Origin of the sequence: Desulfitobacterium dehalogenans ATCC 51507 (assembly GCF_000243155.2) — a bacterium.
Classification (GTDB): Bacteria; Bacillota; Desulfitobacteriia; order Desulfitobacteriales; family Desulfitobacteriaceae; genus Desulfitobacterium; species Desulfitobacterium dehalogenans.
The window spans coordinates 3,010,284-3,028,195 of record NC_018017.1 but is presented as its reverse complement, the minus strand read 5'-3'; the positions used below and the strand labels follow the sequence as shown (position 1 = coordinate 3,028,195).

Below are 17,912 nucleotides of genomic sequence, written 5' to 3'. Positions count from 1 at the left end.
TATTGACTCGATCATGCCCAGAGGAGTTGAGAAGGTGAATCACGTAAAGGGTAAGTTTATCCGTTTATTCTTTATTCTTGTTATTCTATCCACTCTAATTATCCCGGGATGTTCTTCAAGGTCCAGCGAAGCAGTGCCGCCAAAAGATAGGGCCAATGAGGAGATAATAAATCAAGAGCCAATAAATATGGTCAATGAAGATATTAAAACTGAAGAACCAATAGTGGAACCTGTACAAATCGAGACTATAGATCAAATCGCGGATCCCCCTGTGGAAAATAATGCTCAAGGGCTTTCACAAACTTTGAAACCGTCTATTCCTATTCTTTATTATCATTCTATTGACTATGAAGAGGGCAATGAACTAAGAGTATCTCCTGAGGAATTTGAAACTCACATGGAATTCCTCTCCCAAAACGGCTATGAAAGTATTACCCTGAATGACCTTTATCAGTATTTTTACGAAGGGAAAGTACTTCCTGAAAAGACCTTTGTCTTAACCTTTGATGATGGTTATGAAGATAATTATGCTCATGCTTTTCCTATTGCTGAAAAGTATGGGTATAGCGGAACGATTTTCATGGTGACTGGATGGATTGGGGGAACAGAATATTTAAAGGAGGAGCAATTACTGGAAATGAGCCGGGCGGGCTGGCAGATAGAAAGTCACACCATAGCCCATCCTTATTTAAATAGTCTTTCTAAGGAGCAAATCAAAGAGGAGCTTCTCACTTCAAAAAAGATTTTGGAAGAGATGCTCAGCGAGCCGAAAATTGCTTTTGCCTATCCTTATGGAGTTTATGACTCTTTAATCATTGAGTTATGCCGGGAAACGGGATATAAAATGGGACTGACCACGGACAGAGGATGGGCAGGACCGGAGGATTCTTTCCGAATTAAGCGCGTATATTGTTATGCTCAGATGGGTCTTGATGAGTTCAAAAGAAGAGTTGAAAATGCCAACTATTAAATAAAGCATCTCGAAAACAACCATATATTCTCTAAGCTGCCGATAGACCTAAAAGGATCGGCAGTTTTTATTGAGTTCATATACTAATTAAAAAAAGCAAATGGGAGATTTTGTGAATTATCGGCAGGACATCTCACATATTAATGGAGCGGCCATATCTTGTAGTGTAACCATATATTACCAATCTTGGAGGGAGATAACACTATGGAATTCGGAGCAGCTGGAGCTTGCGGACCTAGCGGGCCTAACTATTTTCAAGGAATCGCGGTGGTAGTTGTAATCATCCTTTTATTGATCGCAATGGGTATTGTGTTCTAAAAATTTTATGAATTAAAAGGAGGGTACTTTATGTACGGTTTAGGATATGGAGCAGGTTTTGGCGGCGCTGGTCTTTGCTGTGGCACTGGCGGAGGCTGGGGAGGCTGTGGCGTAGGCTGGGGCGTTGGAGTAGGAATTATTGCTATTGCAATCTTGATTCTTATCGCTTTGGGCGTAATCTTCGTCTAATCAAAAGCATGCGAAAGGCCACTTTAACAGGATCTATTGTCTTCGCTTATCGAGAGAGTGCAATTTAGGGAGGGTATCAAATGACAGGAACAAATTTGGGAGCAGGAATCGCAATCGTTGTAGTCATCATCTTACTTCTCATTGCTATGGGAATTGTATTCTAAGCAATTAACTCTAAAGTCCCCATAAGAAGCCTCCTCATTCGAGGGGGCCTTTTTTTGCACTATCAGAAAGTATATGCTTGCGCTATATACTTTCTAAGCATAAGGGCAACTAGGCAGCCGCCTTCGCCAGAGGCTTGGCGCCAGCCAAGTTTTCTTTATGATCAGACTTCTATGCAGCTTACTTGACATTCGCACCCTCATGCACCCTGGGGTCGGCAACCTTGCAATAGTGCCAAGAAAGACCGTTGGCGATAACCAACGGCCCTTCCCGGAATACTTATAATGAAGCTTATAGAAAAATAAAGGGGCAAGAAACCTACCTAAGAATAAAGAGATAATAAGCACACTTAAGAAAGCTGAGTGCCAGAGCGGTTTACCACCACCAGCGACGACGCCAAATACCCCAAGGGAATCCAAAACCGAAGCCCCACCAAGGAAAACCCCACCAACCCCACATAGCGCAATTCCTCCCTTAACAAAGATTTAAGATACAGTTTCAATACAAAATATGCTTAAATGGTTAAATATGCCAGTTGTCCAGGAATATATTTCCTATTGATTTTTTTACCATAATACGGGAGATACTAATTCAAAATGTCGTTAGAAAGGGGGATGGACCTTGGCTTTTGTGGTTCTGGTCTTGCTGGAATGGTTGCTTCTGCTGGCGGCTGCCTTGATATTCATAGGTGGAATTCGAGGAGCTTTGGCGGCCGCATTCATAATAAGTGGAATTCTCTGGTATACGCATCCGGATAATTTTTGGCTATGGGAAGTCCCCTTTATAATTGGAGTGTTCATAAGTATAGGAGCTCTTTTATATTTTGCAAAAAAAGCCCGTCAAAGCAATGTTGTGGCGGGTTTAGCTGGGGGTATAGCCAGTTTGGTGGTCTTTGGCGCTTTTTTTACCCCCATTCTTGCAGTGATAGTATGGGCTTTAATTGTAGGTACAGGGTTAATTCCTAAGATCAGGTTAAAAGAAGTGGTATGGGGAATTTCCCCGATTCTCTGGCGTGCGTTGATGGGCATCTTGTGCATTATCATCGGCAATGTTATGATTTGAAAATTCAATACATTTTGTTCTTGTCATTACTATTTAATTTTGTTATTCTGAAATAAGTTAATGTCAAAGTTTTGGACTTATCGCTGATTAGACTGTGGGACTTCTCCTGGAAGTCCTTTTTATATTTTGGTGTTAACCCCTTAAGGTCTCAATATAACATCCACAAAAGTGGAAAGGGTAAGGTATAATATTGCCTATGGAGGTGGAGCATGACAAAAAGAATATGGACAAAACCACGACCCCTTCCTGGGCTTCAAGATAGCAGCAGCTCACTCCCACAGCGCTTAGGGATTTCTCCGGTGGTTGCAGACATTTTAAGCCAGCGGGGCGTCGGGACGGAAGAAGAAATCCTGGAATTTCTAAGCCCCTCCTTACTCAATTTAAATTCCCCTTTTGCCTTTAGAGAAATGGCTAAGGCAGTTGAACGTTTAGAGCAGGCACGGGCTCAAGAAGAAAAAATCCTTATCTACGGCGATTATGATGTGGATGGGGTAACCAGTACGGCATTACTCTATAAAGTATTGACAGATTTAGGGTTTAAGGCGGTCGCCTATATTCCCAGCAGGATGGACGAAGGGTATGGATTACATAAGGATGCCGTATTAAAAGCTTCCCAAGCTGATGTTAAAGTGATCATTACCGTGGACTGTGGCATTACTGCCGTGGATGAAGTGGAGTATGCCCGGTCTCAGGGGATAGATATGATTCTTACCGATCATCATGAGCCGCCTGAAATCCTGCCCCAAGCCTATACTATCCTGAATCCGAAGGTTAAGGACTCTAGATACCCTTTTCGGGAACTCGCTGGAGTGGGAGTAGCTTTTAAGTTGGCTCAGGCCTTGTTAGAGACTTTAGATTGCGGTGGGACGGGAGCCTATGCTGTCCTGGAAATTTTAGATTTAGTAGCCTTAGGGACCATTGCGGACCTTGTCCCCTTAACCCATGAGAACCGTACCATCGTGGCCTATGGCTTACGGCAGATGGAGAATACCATTCATTTAGGACTGCGCACTCTACTTGAGGAGTGTGGTCTATGGGGGAAACCTCTTAAAGCGGGGCAGATCGCTTTTATGGTGGCGCCGCGAATTAATGCTGCCGGTCGGATGGATAGCGCCAGAGCCGGATTGGAGCTGTTGCTCACAGGCCATGAAGATCGGGCTGTCGAGTTAGCACGGTTTTTAAGCCGGGAAAACGCCTTGCGCCAGGACACAGAAAAGGATATCTTTGCAGAAGCAGTGAAGATTTTAGAGGAAGCTCCACTTCCCAGGGTTATTGTTTTATCGGGTAAGAACTGGCACCATGGGGTCATCGGAATTGTGGCTTCTCGCTTGGTGGAGCGCTATTATCGCCCCGTTTTCCTTGTCACGGAGGAAGAGGATATAGGAAAAGGGTCCGCCAGAGGGATAGGAGGCTATCATGTACTAGATGAACTGAAGGCTCAGGCAGAGCTTTTGGAGAAATTCGGTGGACATAGCCAGGCTGCCGGTTTCTCGCTGAAACCGGAGAATATCCCCCTTCTTTGCGAGGCTTTGAATCAAGCAGCTCAAAATTTCCCGGAGGATATGTTTTATGAACGGGTTCGTGTGGACCAATGCGTCCCTTTGGAGGCCCTTGATGCTTCCTTGATGCGCGATTTAGAGCATCTTGCCCCCTTCGGATTTGGTAATCCCAGTCCGGTTCTGGCCGGAAAGGATTATCCCCTCTATATGGCCGATCTAGTGGGGAAAGACCAGGCTCATTTAAAATGTATGTTCGGAACCCAAGGTGAATGGGAAGGAATAGCTTTTCGCAAAGGGGAAGAGTTAGGGAATATTTTAGGGTCTTCAACGGTGGACGTAGCTTTTGGTTTGGACTGGAATACTTTCCGAGGAACCCAGAATATCCAGCTGATGATTAAAGATATTCAACCCAAGGCCCCATGGCAGGAAGATAATGACCACTCAGCGGCTTTGCAGGAGATCGCTTTGGGACCGGAGGAAATGGCTGCAGGAAGCCCATCTTCTCAAGGCTTGAAAGTCATGGATTGGAGAGCTAAAAATCGGGAAGAATGGAGCAAAACCCTTGAAAGCTGGGGTGCTTCAGTCGCCCTTTGGGATTTTACCGGATCAGACCCTCAACGGCCTGAAACGGATCTCAAGGCAGATTGGGCTATGATTATAGGGGTTCCTTCATCGTGGAACGCAGTGAGGGAGATCATGAGGGAGACCCAAAACCAAGGTGGACAAGGCATGATCATTGCCGAGAGTAAGATTGAGGCCCTCGTCTTAAAAGAGCGAACGGGTTATTTATCTCGGGAAGATCTTGTCCAATTGTACAGAGTGTTATATGATTTGGCTATTAAGAATAATCCGTTCACCTGGCAGGTGGAGGGAATTCCCCTGTGGCAAGCCCGAACCGGCTTGAAAATCTTGGAAGAGCTGAATTTGCTCCGCTGTCTGCGCCATAGACCGGGTGCCATCCATATCGAGTGGATCCCCGCCAAGAAAAAGCTGGATTTGGAAGGGGCGCTGCGTTTTCGGAGTGCCAAAAAGCGCTGGCAGGAGACCATGGCGTTTAAAGAAGAATATTGCACTATGCCTTGGCCGGAGTTTCAGACAAGGCTGGGCCGGTACCGATAGAGAACTAAAGAATGGAAAGGTGTGAAGGCATTGGATTTTAGTGAGTATATTCGCGTCATCGATGATTTTCCCAAACCCGGTATTTCTTTTAAGGATATTACTACCCTCTTGAAAGACGGAGAAGCTTACCGAGCAGCCGTTGATGCCATTATTGAGAAAGTCAGGGAGTGTAAGCCGGATATCATTGTGGGACCGGAAGCCCGTGGCTTTTTATTGGGAGCTCCGGTAGCCTACGCCCTGGGCATTGGTTTTGTTCCTGTGCGCAAACCGGGCAAACTTCCCGGTGAGACCGTGGGAGAAACTTATGAACTTGAATATGGCAGTGATACTTTGGAAGTCCACGCCGATGCCATTCAACCGGGACAGCGGGTAGTCATTGTGGATGATTTGCTGGCTACCGGCGGAACCATTTCCGCCACGGCTCGTTTGCTTGAAAAGACCGGTGCCCAGGTGGTGGGAATGAGCTTTTTGATCGAATTAGGCTTTCTGGAAGGTCGTAAGAAGCTGGAAGGGTATAAAATATTTTCCTTGATTAAGTATTAAAAAAGGGGCACAGGAGAGGAGCAGAATAATGTCGATTGGCGAGCTCATGGAAAAATTACATAAAGTGTCTCCGGAAGGGATCAAGCTTGTGGAAAAGGCTTATTCCTTTGCTGAAGAAGCACACCGTGGGCAGCTTCGCAATTCAGGAGAAGAATATATTCAGCATCCTCTGGAAGTGGCCAAGATTTTATCGGAACTGGAAATGGATGAGGCCACCATTGCGGCGGCATTCCTTCATGATGTAGTGGAAGATACCAAGTACACTATCGAAGATATTGAAAGAGAATTTGGCTCTCAAGTGGCTATCCTGGTCGATGGAGTGACAAAACTAGGGCGGATTGAGTACAAGAGCAAGGAAGAGCTTCAGGTTGAGAACCTGCGCAAGATGTTCTTGGCTATGGCTAAGGATATTCGGGTGATTCTGATCAAATTGGCGGATCGTCTTCACAATATGCGGACCCTGAAATTTCATTCTGAAAAAAAGCAAAAAGAGATTGCTCAGGAAACTCTGGAAATTTTTGCGCCCCTGGCTAACCGCCTGGGTATTTTTCGCATTAAATGGGAGCTGGAGGATCTCTCCTTCCGCTACTTGAAACCTCAAGAGTATTATGATTTGTCAGAAGGAATCGCTTTAAAACGGGCGGAACGGGAAGTCCAGATTAATGAAGTGATCACCCAGTTATCCAAACGCCTGACTGAAGTGGGCATCAAAGCGGATATATCAGGCCGCCCCAAGCACTTTTACAGCATCTATCGGAAAATGATTACTCAACATAGAGAGCTCAGCGAAATCTACGATCTAACGGCTGTTCGGGTTATTGTCGATTCAGTGAATGACTGTTATGGCGCTCTGGGAATCATTCATACGATGTGGAAGCCCTTGCCCGGCCGGTTTAAGGACTATATCGCCATGCCCAAACCCAATATGTATCAGTCCTTGCATACGACCTTGGTTGGGGCCCATGGAGAGCCCTTTGAGATCCAGATTCGTACCTGGGAAATGCATCGCACCGCTGAATACGGTATTGCCGCCCACTGGAAATACAAAGAGGGCGCAGGAAAACCTGTAGGTGGTAATTTTGAGCAAAAGCTTTCCTGGCTGCGCCAGCTGTTGGAGTGGCAGCATGATTCACGGGATGCCGGAGAATTCATGGAATCACTCAGAATAGACCTTTTTGCGGATACGGTTTTTGTCTTTACACCCAAGGGAGATGTGGTGGAGCTTCCCGCAGGATCCTGCCCGATTGATTTTGCTTACCGGGTTCACACGGATGTAGGACACCGTTGTGTGGGCGCGAAGATTAACAGCCGCATTGTACCTCTGGAAACCAAATTGACCAATGGCGATATTGTCGAGATTTTGACTTCAAAACAAAGCAATGGTCCCAGCCGGGATTGGTTGTCTTTCGTAAAAACATCCCAGGCCAAAAACAGAATTCGTGGGTGGTTTAAGAAGGAAAAGCGGGAAGAGAACGTTGCCCGGGGCCGGGAGGGAATCGAGCGGGAGGTACGCAAGCTTGGCTTAGATCCGACTCAAGTACTTAAATCCGATATTCTTTTGAAGATTGGTAAAGCTTACAATATAACCAGTGTGGAGGATCTCTATGCCGCCATGGGGGACGGCGCAGTTACAGTGAATAAGGTCCTTATGCGCTTAAAGGAAGACCTGACCAAGGATGAGCGGGAACGGCTTCAGTTGGAGGCCCTTCAGCAGGGAGAAGGTAAGTCTTCCAGTGGTTATGGTAAGGCGAGCCAAGGGGTAAGGGTCAAGGGAGTGGACAATATTCTCATTCGTTTTTCCCGTTGCTGTAACCCTTTACCTGGAGATGATATCGTGGGCTATATTACCCGGGGGAGAGGGGTCTCCATTCATCGCCGCGAGTGTGATAATATCAAATTTCATTCTCAGGAAGAACAAGCCCGGATGGTTGAAGTCATCTGGGATACGGAAGTCGAATCCATCTATCCGGTGGATTTGGAGATTTTCGCCTTAGACCGGCCGCGTTTGGTTACGGATGTGATGAATGTGGTAGTGGAGAGCCGAACGAATATTTTAGCGATTAATGCCCGAGTGGCTAAAGATAAGAGTACCCATATTCAATTGAGTATTGAGATTCGCAATCTTGGACATTTGTATAATGTCATGCAGAAGATTCGGCGGGTTAAGGATGTCACATCTGTGGAACGGGTACATTTAGGAGGACGTTAACTTTGCGCAGTGTTGTTCAGAGAGTGACCCAGGCCTCAGTGACTGTGGAGGGAGAAATCGTTGGCCGGATTGGAGCCGGATTGTTGGTTCTTTTCGGAGTAGGACAAGGAGATACCGTATCTGACCTGGACTGGATGGTGGATAAAATCGTCGGACTTCGACTCTTTGAAGATGAGGAAGGGAAGATGAACCGCTCTATCCAGGATGTAGGCGGGGAAATTCTCATGGTCTCTCAATTCACCCTTTATGGAGATTGTCGTAAAGGAAAACGCCCCAGCTTTTCCACAGCGGCACCTCCCGAGATGGCTAAAAACCTTTTCCAGCAGGCTGTGGAAAAAATACGGGGCTGTGGACTCCATGTGGAAACAGGGATCTTTCAGGCCGAGATGCAGGTGGCCCTGGTCAATGATGGGCCGGTAACCTTGCTTATCGATAGTGAGAAGAACTTCTAATTTTATTACCAATTATCTGAAAGTAGGAAAGTATGCTTTTGATGGAGGGATCTACATGATTGAGTGTCGTGCGGTAGGATCTATGGGGGCTAATTGTTATCTTGTGAGCTGCCCGGAAACCAAGAAGGCGGCTATCATCGACCCGGGAGCCAATGGTGCCGGGATTCAACGATGGATAGCTGAAGAAGGAGTTCAGGTGGAATATATCCTGCTTACTCATGGACATTTTGACCATATTGGTGCTGTGGATGAATTACGTGAGCTTTATCAGGCGAAAGTAGGGATTCATAAAGAGGATGCCATTATGCTGACCAGCGGCGCTCATAATCTTTCCCGGATGTTGGGAAGATCCTATGACTATAAATCGGCAGATTTTCTGCTGGAGGATGGTCAGGTAGTGCAGGTGGGAAACCTGACCCTTACAGTGATCGCCACACCTGGACATACCCCCGGGGGAGTGTGTTTTCTGACCTCAGAAGGGCTGATCAGCGGAGATACTCTTTTTGATGGTTCCATCGGACGGACGGACTTTCCCGGTGGATCTTACCAAGAATTGATCGACTCCATTGTAAAGAAATTGCTTGTTTTGCCTGAGGACACTAAGGTATACCCGGGCCATGGACCGGAAACCACGATCGGGAGGGAAAAGCGGGATAACCCGTTTTTGCGATGAACATCATTTTAAAAAGCAATACTTTATCCCGCTCCGAATTGGAAGCGGGTCTTTCCTTAAGCCGGGCCTTTTTTCCGGAGGCCCAGGTGGAGTTTGAAGAGGAAGATAACCATCAATCAACGGTTTCAACGAATCTAAGTCGTGAAAATGATGCAGTCAATGATGAACTGGGTATTCTTCACATTGATATTCATTATCCGGATGCTCCCTGGCGAATTGAAGGGTATTTTAACTGCAAAACCGGTTCAAATTTTACTGAAGTCTCAATCACCCTCAATGAGGAACAGATAAAATTCCTTTTATCCCATCCCTATGTGGGAAAGGAAGGAAAACGAAAGCTCTTATTAAAGAGGGGGCTTATCGCTCTTTTTTCTCAGAGAACAGGGCACACTCCCCCTTGGGGAATCCTAACGGGAATTCGCCCCAGCAAAATTCTCCATCGCTTAAAAGAGGCAGGATACCCTTTAGAAGACAGGGAGGGATCTCTGCGCGAGGTGTACGCAATCCGTGAGGATAAAGCCCAATTGCTTCAAGAAGTGGTGTCCATTCAGCAGCCTTTCCTGGAGACGATGAAGAACCATCCCATGGATGTGGCCGTCTATATCGGGATACCCTTCTGTCCTAGCCGTTGCTCCTATTGCTCCTTTCCCGCGTATTCATTAAAGCGGAGCAGAGAGCCTCTGGAGCACTATCTGCAGGGGTTAGGGGAAGAGATCAGGGCGACAGGAGAATGGATGCGAACTGCAGGCCTTACGGCGGATTCCCTTTATCTGGGCGGAGGAACACCTACCATACTTACCACTGCGGAGATCCGTTGCCTGATTGCTTTAATGATGACCCATATTCCCCATAAAGAAGCCTTAGAGTTTACCGTGGAAGCAGGCCGGCCTGATACCTTGTCCCAGGAGAAGCTTCTAGCTCTCCGTGCAAGCGGGGTCAATCGATTGAGCATCAATCCTCAAACCATGCATAATCGAACGCTGCAGCGGATTGGCCGTGCCCATACAGTAGAGGATATCCTCAAAGTCTATGGACTTGCCCGTGAGATTCCCGGCTGGATCATTAATATGGACTTGATCATAGGGCTGCCTGGAGAAGGGGTTAGGGATATCCAGGAGACTTTGGAGCAGATCAAAGCGCTGGAACCGGATAATCTTACAGTTCACGCCTTAGCCATCAAACGAGGTTCCAAGGAACATGAGCAGGGCTTGACGCAGAATTTGGGCAGAGAACTGGAGGCTATGCAGGAAGTCGTTATGGCCGCTGCTCGTTCTATGGGAATGCAGCCCTATTATCTCTATCGCCAAAAGCAGATCGCCGGCAATCTGGAGAATATCGGCTTTGCCAAGCCCGGCCTGGAATGCCGATATAATATTGGGATCATGGAAGAGTACCAAGCGGTTATCGGCCTGGGAGCGGGGGCTTCCAGCAAAATTGTAAACCTGGCGGATTTTTCCCTGGTCAGTTTCCATCATCCGGCCAATTGGCAGGTTTACCTGGAGCGATGGGGAGAGACCCAAAGGAAGAGAGCGGAAGCAGAAAAAATCCTTGGATAGACTTAACCGAATCCGGCTTTTAGCTTAACATTATTATGCTATTTTAAGATTGACTAAGTCTCCGGGTGGCACCGGAGCTTGATGACCGGTTCTCCGGTCTTTTTTTTACCCTATATACAAAAGTTTAAAATTATATTTACTTAAGTTTAATAATGGATTAACATTAATAGTGTAATATTCCTTTAGCAGCTAGGAAAACGACTGAAGTCCACGGTAGTCGGTGAATTGGTAGGGGAGGGGTATTTATGCTTCATAACAGGAAAGAAAACAGGTACAAAGAGCACATGGTCAAAGCATTTTGTCCGTCTTTCTTATCCTTACTCTCTTCCGGTTTAAGGCGGGTGTCTGTTGAAAGATGTTCACAGCGCCGGGTAGCCATGTCCCGGTATCAGCATCATTATTATAAAGAATGAAAGCGAGTCTCCTGACGGTAGTTAGGACTCGCTTTCGTTTTTTATAGGGCAATCATTGCAGACAAAAGTCGGTGAGGAGGGTGATTATGTACAGCATCACTTACGGAGAGGTGACCTTCGAGGAAATGTATCAGCTGATCAGAAACTACACGGCTCACGGCAGTAAAATCGAATACAAGCTTGCCGTCGGGACGGACAGTCAGAATTTCTCCTATACCAAAGTGCCCATCACCATTGGGGTGCACAAGTTCGTCAACAATGTGGGCCGGGGCGGGATTTTCTTTTCGGAGATCAGAAAGGTTATGAAAATAACCAACACCAAACAGAAAATTCTCTTTGAGACCGGCCTGAGTCTGGAGTATGCCAAAAAGCTCCAAGAACGCTTTGAGAAGGATAACATCTTCTGCGATATCGCCGTCCATGTGGATGTGGGCTGCAATGGCCCCACTGCCCAGTTCATGGATGAGGTGGTCGGCTGGGTCCAATCCTGCGGCTTCTTCTGTGAGGTTAAGCCTAACTCCTATATGGCTTCCAGTGTGGCCAACAGGCTCTCAAAATAAAACAGGGGAGGAAGGATACTATGAAGAAAACCTTTGTACTGGACACGAGCGTTTTGCTCCATGACCCCAATGCCATTTTCTGCTTTGAGGACAATGAGGTTGTCATCCCCTATGCCGTCCTGGAAGAGCTGGAGCATAAAAAAAGATCGCTGGACGATGTTGGGCGCCTGGCCCGCCAGACTATCCGTTTTCTTGATCATTTGCGCGAAAGAGGGCAACTTTCCCAGGGAGTTGACCTCCCGGAGGAAGGGAGGTTAAGAATCGAGCTCAACCATTCTTCCGGAGCCATCCTGCCCCTCTTTTCCGATCTTTCCCTGCCGGATAACCGGATCCTCGCCGTGACCCTCAATCTGGCCAATGAAGAGGAACGCCCGGTTATTCTGGTCACCAAGGATGTGGCAATGCGCGTCAAGGCGGATGCCCTGTCCATCCAGACCGAGGATTTTTATAACGATAAAATTGACTTTACCCCTTTAAATGAAGAGGTTCTGATCATAAATCTCAAGGATGCCGAAGTAGCCGAACTTTACGAAAAAGGCTCGGTTTTCCTGCCGGACAAGGCAGCACCCAATAGCTGCGTCAAAGGAGTTCTTACGGATCAGACGGAAATTCTCTGGACGGAGTAATGATGGGTACAAAGCCTCTCCGGGATGCATCCTTTCCCTCCGGACATTCCACCGCCATCTTCTGTATAGCTACCGTGCTGGTTCTGGCTATTCCCTCCTCATTCATCCTTTTCTATAGCCTCGCCTCCATCGTCGCTTTCTCCAGAGTTTATCTGGGTATGCATTATCCGTCGGACATAATGATCGGCGCAAGCCTGGGGACCATAACGGCCCTCTTGATGGGGTAGAAGCTTTGCATGTTTGGCTATATATGGCATAATAAACGTACTCAGGAATGTAGTGATTAATAACAACCCTGCCCTGAACTGATTTTAGGGCAGCGGTTGTTTTTCGTATGTGATATGCGAACTTTTTTCCAGGTTAAATACTCTTACTTATAGAAAGAGAGGTGGCGAAGTGGAACAAGAGGCTATAGACAGAGTGAAACAAGCCCGAAAAGGGGATAAAGAAGCCTTGATTCAACTGATCATGAGTCGGAAGCAGGACTATTATCGTCTGGCTTATATCTATATGAAGGATCAGGAAGATGCTTTGGATGCTATGGAAGACATGATCCTCAAGGTGTTCGAAAATATTAGGGGTCTAAAGGATGAAACGGCATTTTATAGCTGGAGTAAAACCATTTTAGTTAATTGCTGCAAACAAAATTTGCGTCAAAAGAAAAAAGTTATCTTGCTCCAGGAGCTGCCTGAAGGATCCTATGAAGGGTCATTTCATGAGCATGAAGAACAAATGGCCTTTGAAGCCTATTTGACCCAATTGAAGCCACACTATCAGGAGGTTCTAAGGCTGCGATTTCTACTGGATATGGATTATCAAACCATCGCTGACCTATTAAAAATTCCCCTGGGTACAGTGAAATCAAGAATGCACACAGGGCTACAAAAGTTAAAACAAAGGATGGAGGTGGAACAGGGATGAAGAATATTGAGGAATTATTCGAAAGGGGCAAGGCTCAAATGGATAGCACCCAAGTGCCGGATGAACTGGAAATGAGGCTGCGCTATGCCCTGGAAAAAGCGGAGCAAAAGCCCTTGTCCTTTTATCAACGCCATGCCAAACAAATGAAGATCGCCGTGGCTCTTGTCTTCGCTCTTCTTATCAGCTTTAATTATGATGTCATTGCTTCCTATGGCAAGCAACTTTTCGGCTATGATCAAGTGATGGACGGAACCCTGAGAGAGCTGAATAATCTAGGCAAAGGCCAGCTGATTGGCAAAAGCCATACCTTTCCTAATGGAGTGTCTTTGACGGTGGATTATGTGATGCTGGATGAAAACCAACTCCTTCTTTTCTACACGGTAAAGGCCCCGTCAGGAGATGCAAGTGAAGCCTTATTCCCCGTTATATCCCTGAAGGGCTTCTTCGGAGAGAGCCGGTTTATAAGTTCTCAAGGTTTAATCAATGAAGGAGAGTCGGAGGTAAAGTATATCGCCAGCTTTGAGCCCACGTCCCTTCTGACCAGAAGGCTAACGCTCAATTTTGCCCTCAATGAACCAGGAGTAAGTACTCCTGCTGAAATCACTTTTGCCTTGGACAGAAATACAGCTATGGGGCACATTTTAAAGAAAGAGCTTAATCAAGCTATCACTGTGGATCAAACGAAACTAAAATTCCTGTCCATTGTGGCTTCCCCTACCCAAACTGTGATTAAGGGATCTGCCCAGAGCATTTTGGGCTTAGCTATAGATACCCTAAGTGGTGAGCGCTTTAGGCCAACGGATATCAATCTCCGCTTAATTGCTAATGGTGAAGCGGTAGAAGCGAAAGGGAGAGGACTGAGTACAGACATGAAAGGCATCACCTTCCAGACCAATTTTGATGCTTTGCCTGTCCCTTTAAAGGAGCTAAAGCTGGAACTGGTGAGTTTTAGTGCGGATCACGATGTAAACCAGCAGTATAACCTGAGCAGGGAGGAGAAGAATCAAGTCCTGAATATTCTCGGACAGCTAGTGGAGATTAATTCGATCGAAGCAACCAACGGTGAGACCTTGATCACCTTAACCAGTGAAGAAAGCCTGGTTCTGACCAAAGTCTATCTCCTTGCCGATGGAAAGAGGATTGCTTTAGAGGAGACCATCAATGATGACTACGAAAAAAGCTTGGACGGCACAATTAAGCACCAAAGGACTCTGCGTTTCCCAGGAACGGGAAAAGATCTCCAACTGGAGGTTCTGCGGATGACCTACAGTAAGAATTATAATAAAGTGATAGATATCCCTTTAGACTAAACTAAGGGGTGCTGGAACACCGCTCAAGGATCATCTGAGGCTTTAGGTCAAGGATGATTCTTTTTGCATCGGTTAATGATATAATAGCAGTATGAATATGGAAATATGAATTCCTATTATAAAAAAGTTTAGGAGGCATAGTGTGAAGGATCCGCAAAGCATTTACGAAAAAAGAAAACAAACCTATGAAGACTTAAGTAAGAAACAGAAGCAAACAGCGAATCAGTTAAGCAATTATCGGCTGTTTTCCTTTTTATTGGGCTTCACTGTCGCTGTTTTTCTATACCTAAAAGTCAGCGGTGTTTCAGGAATAGTGACAGGGATCCTCACTCTGGGGGTTTTCCTTTACCTTGCTTCACGCCATCGCCATGTCCGTACACAATTGCGATATTCAGAGATTCTCACCGGCCTTAATCAAAAGGGAATCCAGCGTTTACAAGGGGAATGGGTGAAGTTTAAGGAGCAGGGAGTAGAATTCAGTGAAGAAAAACACCCCTATGCCATCGACTTGGATCTTTTCGGTCAGGCGTCCATCTTTCAATGGATTAATTCTGCGCAAACTCCCTTGGGAAGAGTGACCTTAAGCCAAGTTCTCAAAACTCCCTTTAAAAATCATGAAGAACTATTAAAGAGGCAGGAAGCTATCGCAGAATTAGCCCGAAATTTAGGATGGCGTCAGCGTTTTGAGACGGAAGGAGTCGTTGCATCCCAGCAGTTTCAAGCAGTGGAGCCCTTTATCCTTTGGGCTAAGGAAAGAGAAGAGGCTTATTTAAAGCCTGTTCTCAAGCTGGCCGTAACGGTTCTTCCGGCTATAACTTGCATCATGGGAGCCCTCTATGTGTTTTGGGGTGCAGTGCCCTGGCAGGTTCCCGGACTATTGGTTGCTGTCCAAATCGTTCTGCTCCAGTTGTATAATAAAGGGCGTTCCAAAGTTCTATCCATGGTCTATAAGCATGAAGCCAGTCTGAAGACCTATGCCGATATGCTAAAGCAGCTTGAGAAGAAGAAATTCCGCTCAGCAGAGCTCCAGAGACTTCAGCATATTCTGCGTGATCAGAAAGGGCAATCTGCCTATGAACAGATTCAGAAGCTCTCAAAGATTGTGGAGAGGATCTCCAATCGTGAAAATGCCATGTTCATCTTTATCAATATTCTTTTACTTTGGGACTATCATTGCATGATTGCCCTTGAAGAATGGAAGAGCAAATCCGGCGGTCTCCTGAAAAGCTGGCTGGAGGTTATCGCGAGATTCGAGGAATTATCCAGCCTGGCCACCATTCCATTTGAGAATCCGGATTGGGTATTCCCGGTGATAGTAGAAAAAAGCGCTGAACAACGAGGGCTGACGGCCCGTCAAATGGGTCATCCCCTCCTTACCCGTAAACGCGTGACCAATGATTTCACTCTAAAGGAACCCTCGGGGATCGCCCTCATCACCGGGTCCAATATGTCGGGAAAGAGTACTTTTTTACGCACTGTGGGGACGAATCTTCTTATTGCCTATACGGGTGCGCCGGTGTGCGCTCAGGAATTCCGCTGCTCCATTGTGGAAATATGGACCTGTATGCGTGTTAGTGATAATCTTGAGCAAAGCATTTCCTCCTTTTATGCGGAAATATTGCGGATCAAGCAGATTGTGGAAGCGGCCAAAGGGAATGAGCCGGTCTTCTTTTTACTGGATGAGATTTTTAAGGGAACCAATTCCCATGACCGCCACCAGGGAGCCATCGCATTAATTCAGCAATTGCAGAAAGAAGGAGCATTAGGGCTGGTATCAACCCATGATCTGGAACTCGGTGAGCTGGAGAGAGAAAGCAAGGGAAGGATCAAAAATTACCACTTTCGTGAATACTATCAGAACAAGGAAATATATTTTGATTATAAACTCAGGGGAGGAATATCCACCACACGCAATGCCTTATATCTGATAGGGCTGGCTGGGATTGAAATTGAAAATAATAAGTAATTTTTAAAATTTATTAAGTGGATAAAAATAGAGGGTTTAAGGATTTAGACTTAGAATAACTAAATATTTGGTATTATTGCAGGAAGTAAGACTGCGAACAATGGAGGAGCTCATGGATGTTTTTGTAGCTCGTCAGCCAATCCTAGACTCACAGGGACATATTCATGCTTATGAACTTCTGTTCAGGGAAAGCATGGACAATTACTTTAAGAGCGGTGACGGGGACTCAGCCACAAGTTCACTGATATCCAGCAGTTTTTTTCTCATGGATTTTAATAAGCTGACCATGGGCAAGCCGGCCTTCATCAATTTTACTGCCAATTTGCTCAAGGAAGGAATGGCGACCTTACTCCCCAAGAACCAGGTGGTCATCGAGATTCTTGAAGATGTGGACCCTGATCCGGAAGTTGTAGCAGCCTGTAAGAGCCTTAAAGCAAAAGGATATCAAATCGCTTTGGATGATTTTGTATTCAGGCCGGATTATCGCTCCTTGATCGAACTGGCCGATATTATTAAGGTGGATTTTCGGGCCACTCAGGGCTATGAACTGCAGGCCTTGATCAAACGATTAAATGAACTCAATATACGTTTCTTAGCTGAAAAAGTAGAAACTCTTGAGGAGTATGAGAAGGCTAAGGATTTTGGCTATGGATTGTTTCAGGGGTATTTTTTCAGCAAGCCGAATATTGTTCAGGGTAAAGACATTTCCGCAAATAAATTGAATTACTTAAGATTATTGCAGCAGGTTAATTCTCCTGATGTGAACATAGAGGAACTGGAGAAAATCATACGAGCAGATATCTCCCTTACTTACAAATTATTAAAATTTATCAATTCCTCAGCCTTTGGTCTGAACTCTCAGATTTCCTCCATCAAGCAAGCCTTAACCCTATTAGGGCCTAAAGAGGTAAAAAAATGGGCCTCCGTTATCGTGATGGGTAAAATCACCGACGGAAAACCCGATGCCCTTGCTATTCAATCCTATGTCAGAGCCAGCTTTGCAGAAAAGCTATCCCCAAAAGTCGGCTTAGTGGGCATGGGCTCCAATGCTTTCTTATTGGGACTTTTCTCCTTGATCGATGCCTGCCTGGATCGCCCCCTTGCGGAGATTCTTCAAGAGCTTCCTATCGAAGCACCTGTCAAAAACGCTCTTTTAGGGCAACCCAATGGATACTGTTATTTGCTGGATTTGATCATTGCCTATGAGCAAGGGAATTGGTCTGTAGTGAACCGATTGCTTAATAAGTTCAGTATCGAGGAAGAATGTGTTCCTGAGTATTATTTGAAAGCTTTGGAGGAAGCACATGAACTGAACCAATAAGAATACGAATCAAGAAGAGGGAACCTTCGCCTCTTGCCTCAGG

Annotated in this window: 15 protein-coding genes and 1 pseudogene; all 16 read left to right on the top strand. The window is 45.9% G+C overall.

What is annotated here, in order from left to right; genetic code table 11:
- The first annotated feature begins 34 nt into the window (after positions 1-34).
- The 16 genes and pseudogenes from DESDE_RS14675 (at position 35) to DESDE_RS14605 (ending at position 17,869) form a co-directional block, all read left to right on the top strand.
- A complete protein-coding gene (locus DESDE_RS14675) occupies positions 35-970 on the top strand; it encodes a polysaccharide deacetylase family protein (RefSeq protein WP_014794808.1) in 936 nt (311 codons plus the stop codon).
- Positions 971-1,318: 348 nt separating this feature from the next.
- Positions 1,319-1,477 (top strand): hypothetical protein, encoded by a 159-nt coding sequence (locus tag DESDE_RS22105; protein WP_014794806.1) that lies wholly within the window; start codon positions 1,319-1,321, stop codon positions 1,475-1,477.
- A gap of 792 nt (positions 1,478-2,269) precedes the next feature.
- The gene (locus tag DESDE_RS14670) at positions 2,270-2,701 is read left to right on the top strand and encodes a hypothetical protein (protein WP_242831413.1); all 432 of its coding nucleotides are present in this window, start codon (positions 2,270-2,272) and stop codon (positions 2,699-2,701) included.
- A 209-nt stretch (positions 2,702-2,910) separates the two neighbouring features.
- Positions 2,911-5,319, top strand: coding sequence for a single-stranded-DNA-specific exonuclease RecJ (recJ, locus tag DESDE_RS14665; protein ID WP_014794804.1), 2,409 nt, complete (start codon positions 2,911-2,913; stop codon positions 5,317-5,319).
- Positions 5,320-5,340: 21 nt separating this feature from the next.
- Positions 5,341-5,862, top strand: coding sequence for an adenine phosphoribosyltransferase (locus DESDE_RS14660; protein WP_014794803.1), 522 nt, complete (start codon positions 5,341-5,343; stop codon positions 5,860-5,862).
- Positions 5,863-5,890: 28 nt separating this feature from the next.
- Positions 5,891-8,071 carry a RelA/SpoT family protein gene (locus DESDE_RS14655; RefSeq protein WP_014794802.1) on the top strand — a complete coding sequence of 727 codons (2,181 nt, stop codon included), beginning with the start codon at positions 5,891-5,893 and terminating at the stop codon, positions 8,069-8,071.
- 2 nt (positions 8,072-8,073) lie between these two features.
- Positions 8,074-8,523, top strand: coding sequence for a D-aminoacyl-tRNA deacylase (dtd, locus tag DESDE_RS14650; protein ID WP_014794801.1), 450 nt, complete (start codon positions 8,074-8,076; stop codon positions 8,521-8,523).
- A 55-nt stretch (positions 8,524-8,578) separates the two neighbouring features.
- Positions 8,579-9,196, top strand: coding sequence for an MBL fold metallo-hydrolase (locus DESDE_RS14645; RefSeq protein ID WP_014794800.1), 618 nt, complete (start codon positions 8,579-8,581; stop codon positions 9,194-9,196).
- Entirely contained in the window at positions 9,193-10,752 is a 1,560-nt protein-coding gene (gene hemZ / locus DESDE_RS14640) for a coproporphyrinogen dehydrogenase HemZ (protein WP_014794799.1), read from the top strand. The genes DESDE_RS14645 and hemZ overlap by 4 nt, the downstream gene beginning before the upstream one ends.
- A 499-nt stretch (positions 10,753-11,251) precedes the next feature.
- The gene (locus DESDE_RS14635) at positions 11,252-11,725 is read left to right on the top strand and encodes a ribonuclease H-like YkuK family protein (RefSeq protein ID WP_014794798.1); all 474 of its coding nucleotides are present in this window, start codon (positions 11,252-11,254) and stop codon (positions 11,723-11,725) included.
- A 20-nt stretch (positions 11,726-11,745) separates the two neighbouring features.
- Positions 11,746-12,336, top strand: a pseudogene (locus tag DESDE_RS14630) (PIN domain-containing protein); the annotation flags it as partial.
- Between the two features lie 14 nt (positions 12,337-12,350).
- Positions 12,351-12,578, top strand: coding sequence for a phosphatase PAP2 family protein (locus tag DESDE_RS21295; RefSeq protein WP_242831259.1), 228 nt, complete (start codon positions 12,351-12,353; stop codon positions 12,576-12,578).
- Positions 12,579-12,747: 169 nt separating this feature from the next.
- Positions 12,748-13,272 (top strand): RNA polymerase sigma factor, encoded by a 525-nt coding sequence (locus DESDE_RS14620; protein ID WP_014794796.1) that lies wholly within the window; start codon positions 12,748-12,750, stop codon positions 13,270-13,272.
- Positions 13,269-14,582: a DUF4179 domain-containing protein gene (locus tag DESDE_RS14615; protein WP_014794795.1), complete on the top strand. Its 1,314-nt coding sequence runs from the start codon at positions 13,269-13,271 to the stop codon at positions 14,580-14,582. The genes DESDE_RS14620 and DESDE_RS14615 overlap by 4 nt, the downstream gene beginning before the upstream one ends.
- A gap of 142 nt (positions 14,583-14,724) precedes the next feature.
- The gene (locus tag DESDE_RS14610) at positions 14,725-16,548 is read left to right on the top strand and encodes a MutS family DNA mismatch repair protein (RefSeq protein WP_014794794.1); all 1,824 of its coding nucleotides are present in this window, start codon (positions 14,725-14,727) and stop codon (positions 16,546-16,548) included.
- A gap of 112 nt (positions 16,549-16,660) precedes the next feature.
- A complete protein-coding gene (locus tag DESDE_RS14605) occupies positions 16,661-17,869 on the top strand; it encodes an EAL and HDOD domain-containing protein (RefSeq protein WP_014794793.1) in 1,209 nt (402 codons plus the stop codon).
- Positions 17,870-17,912 lie beyond the last annotated feature (43 nt).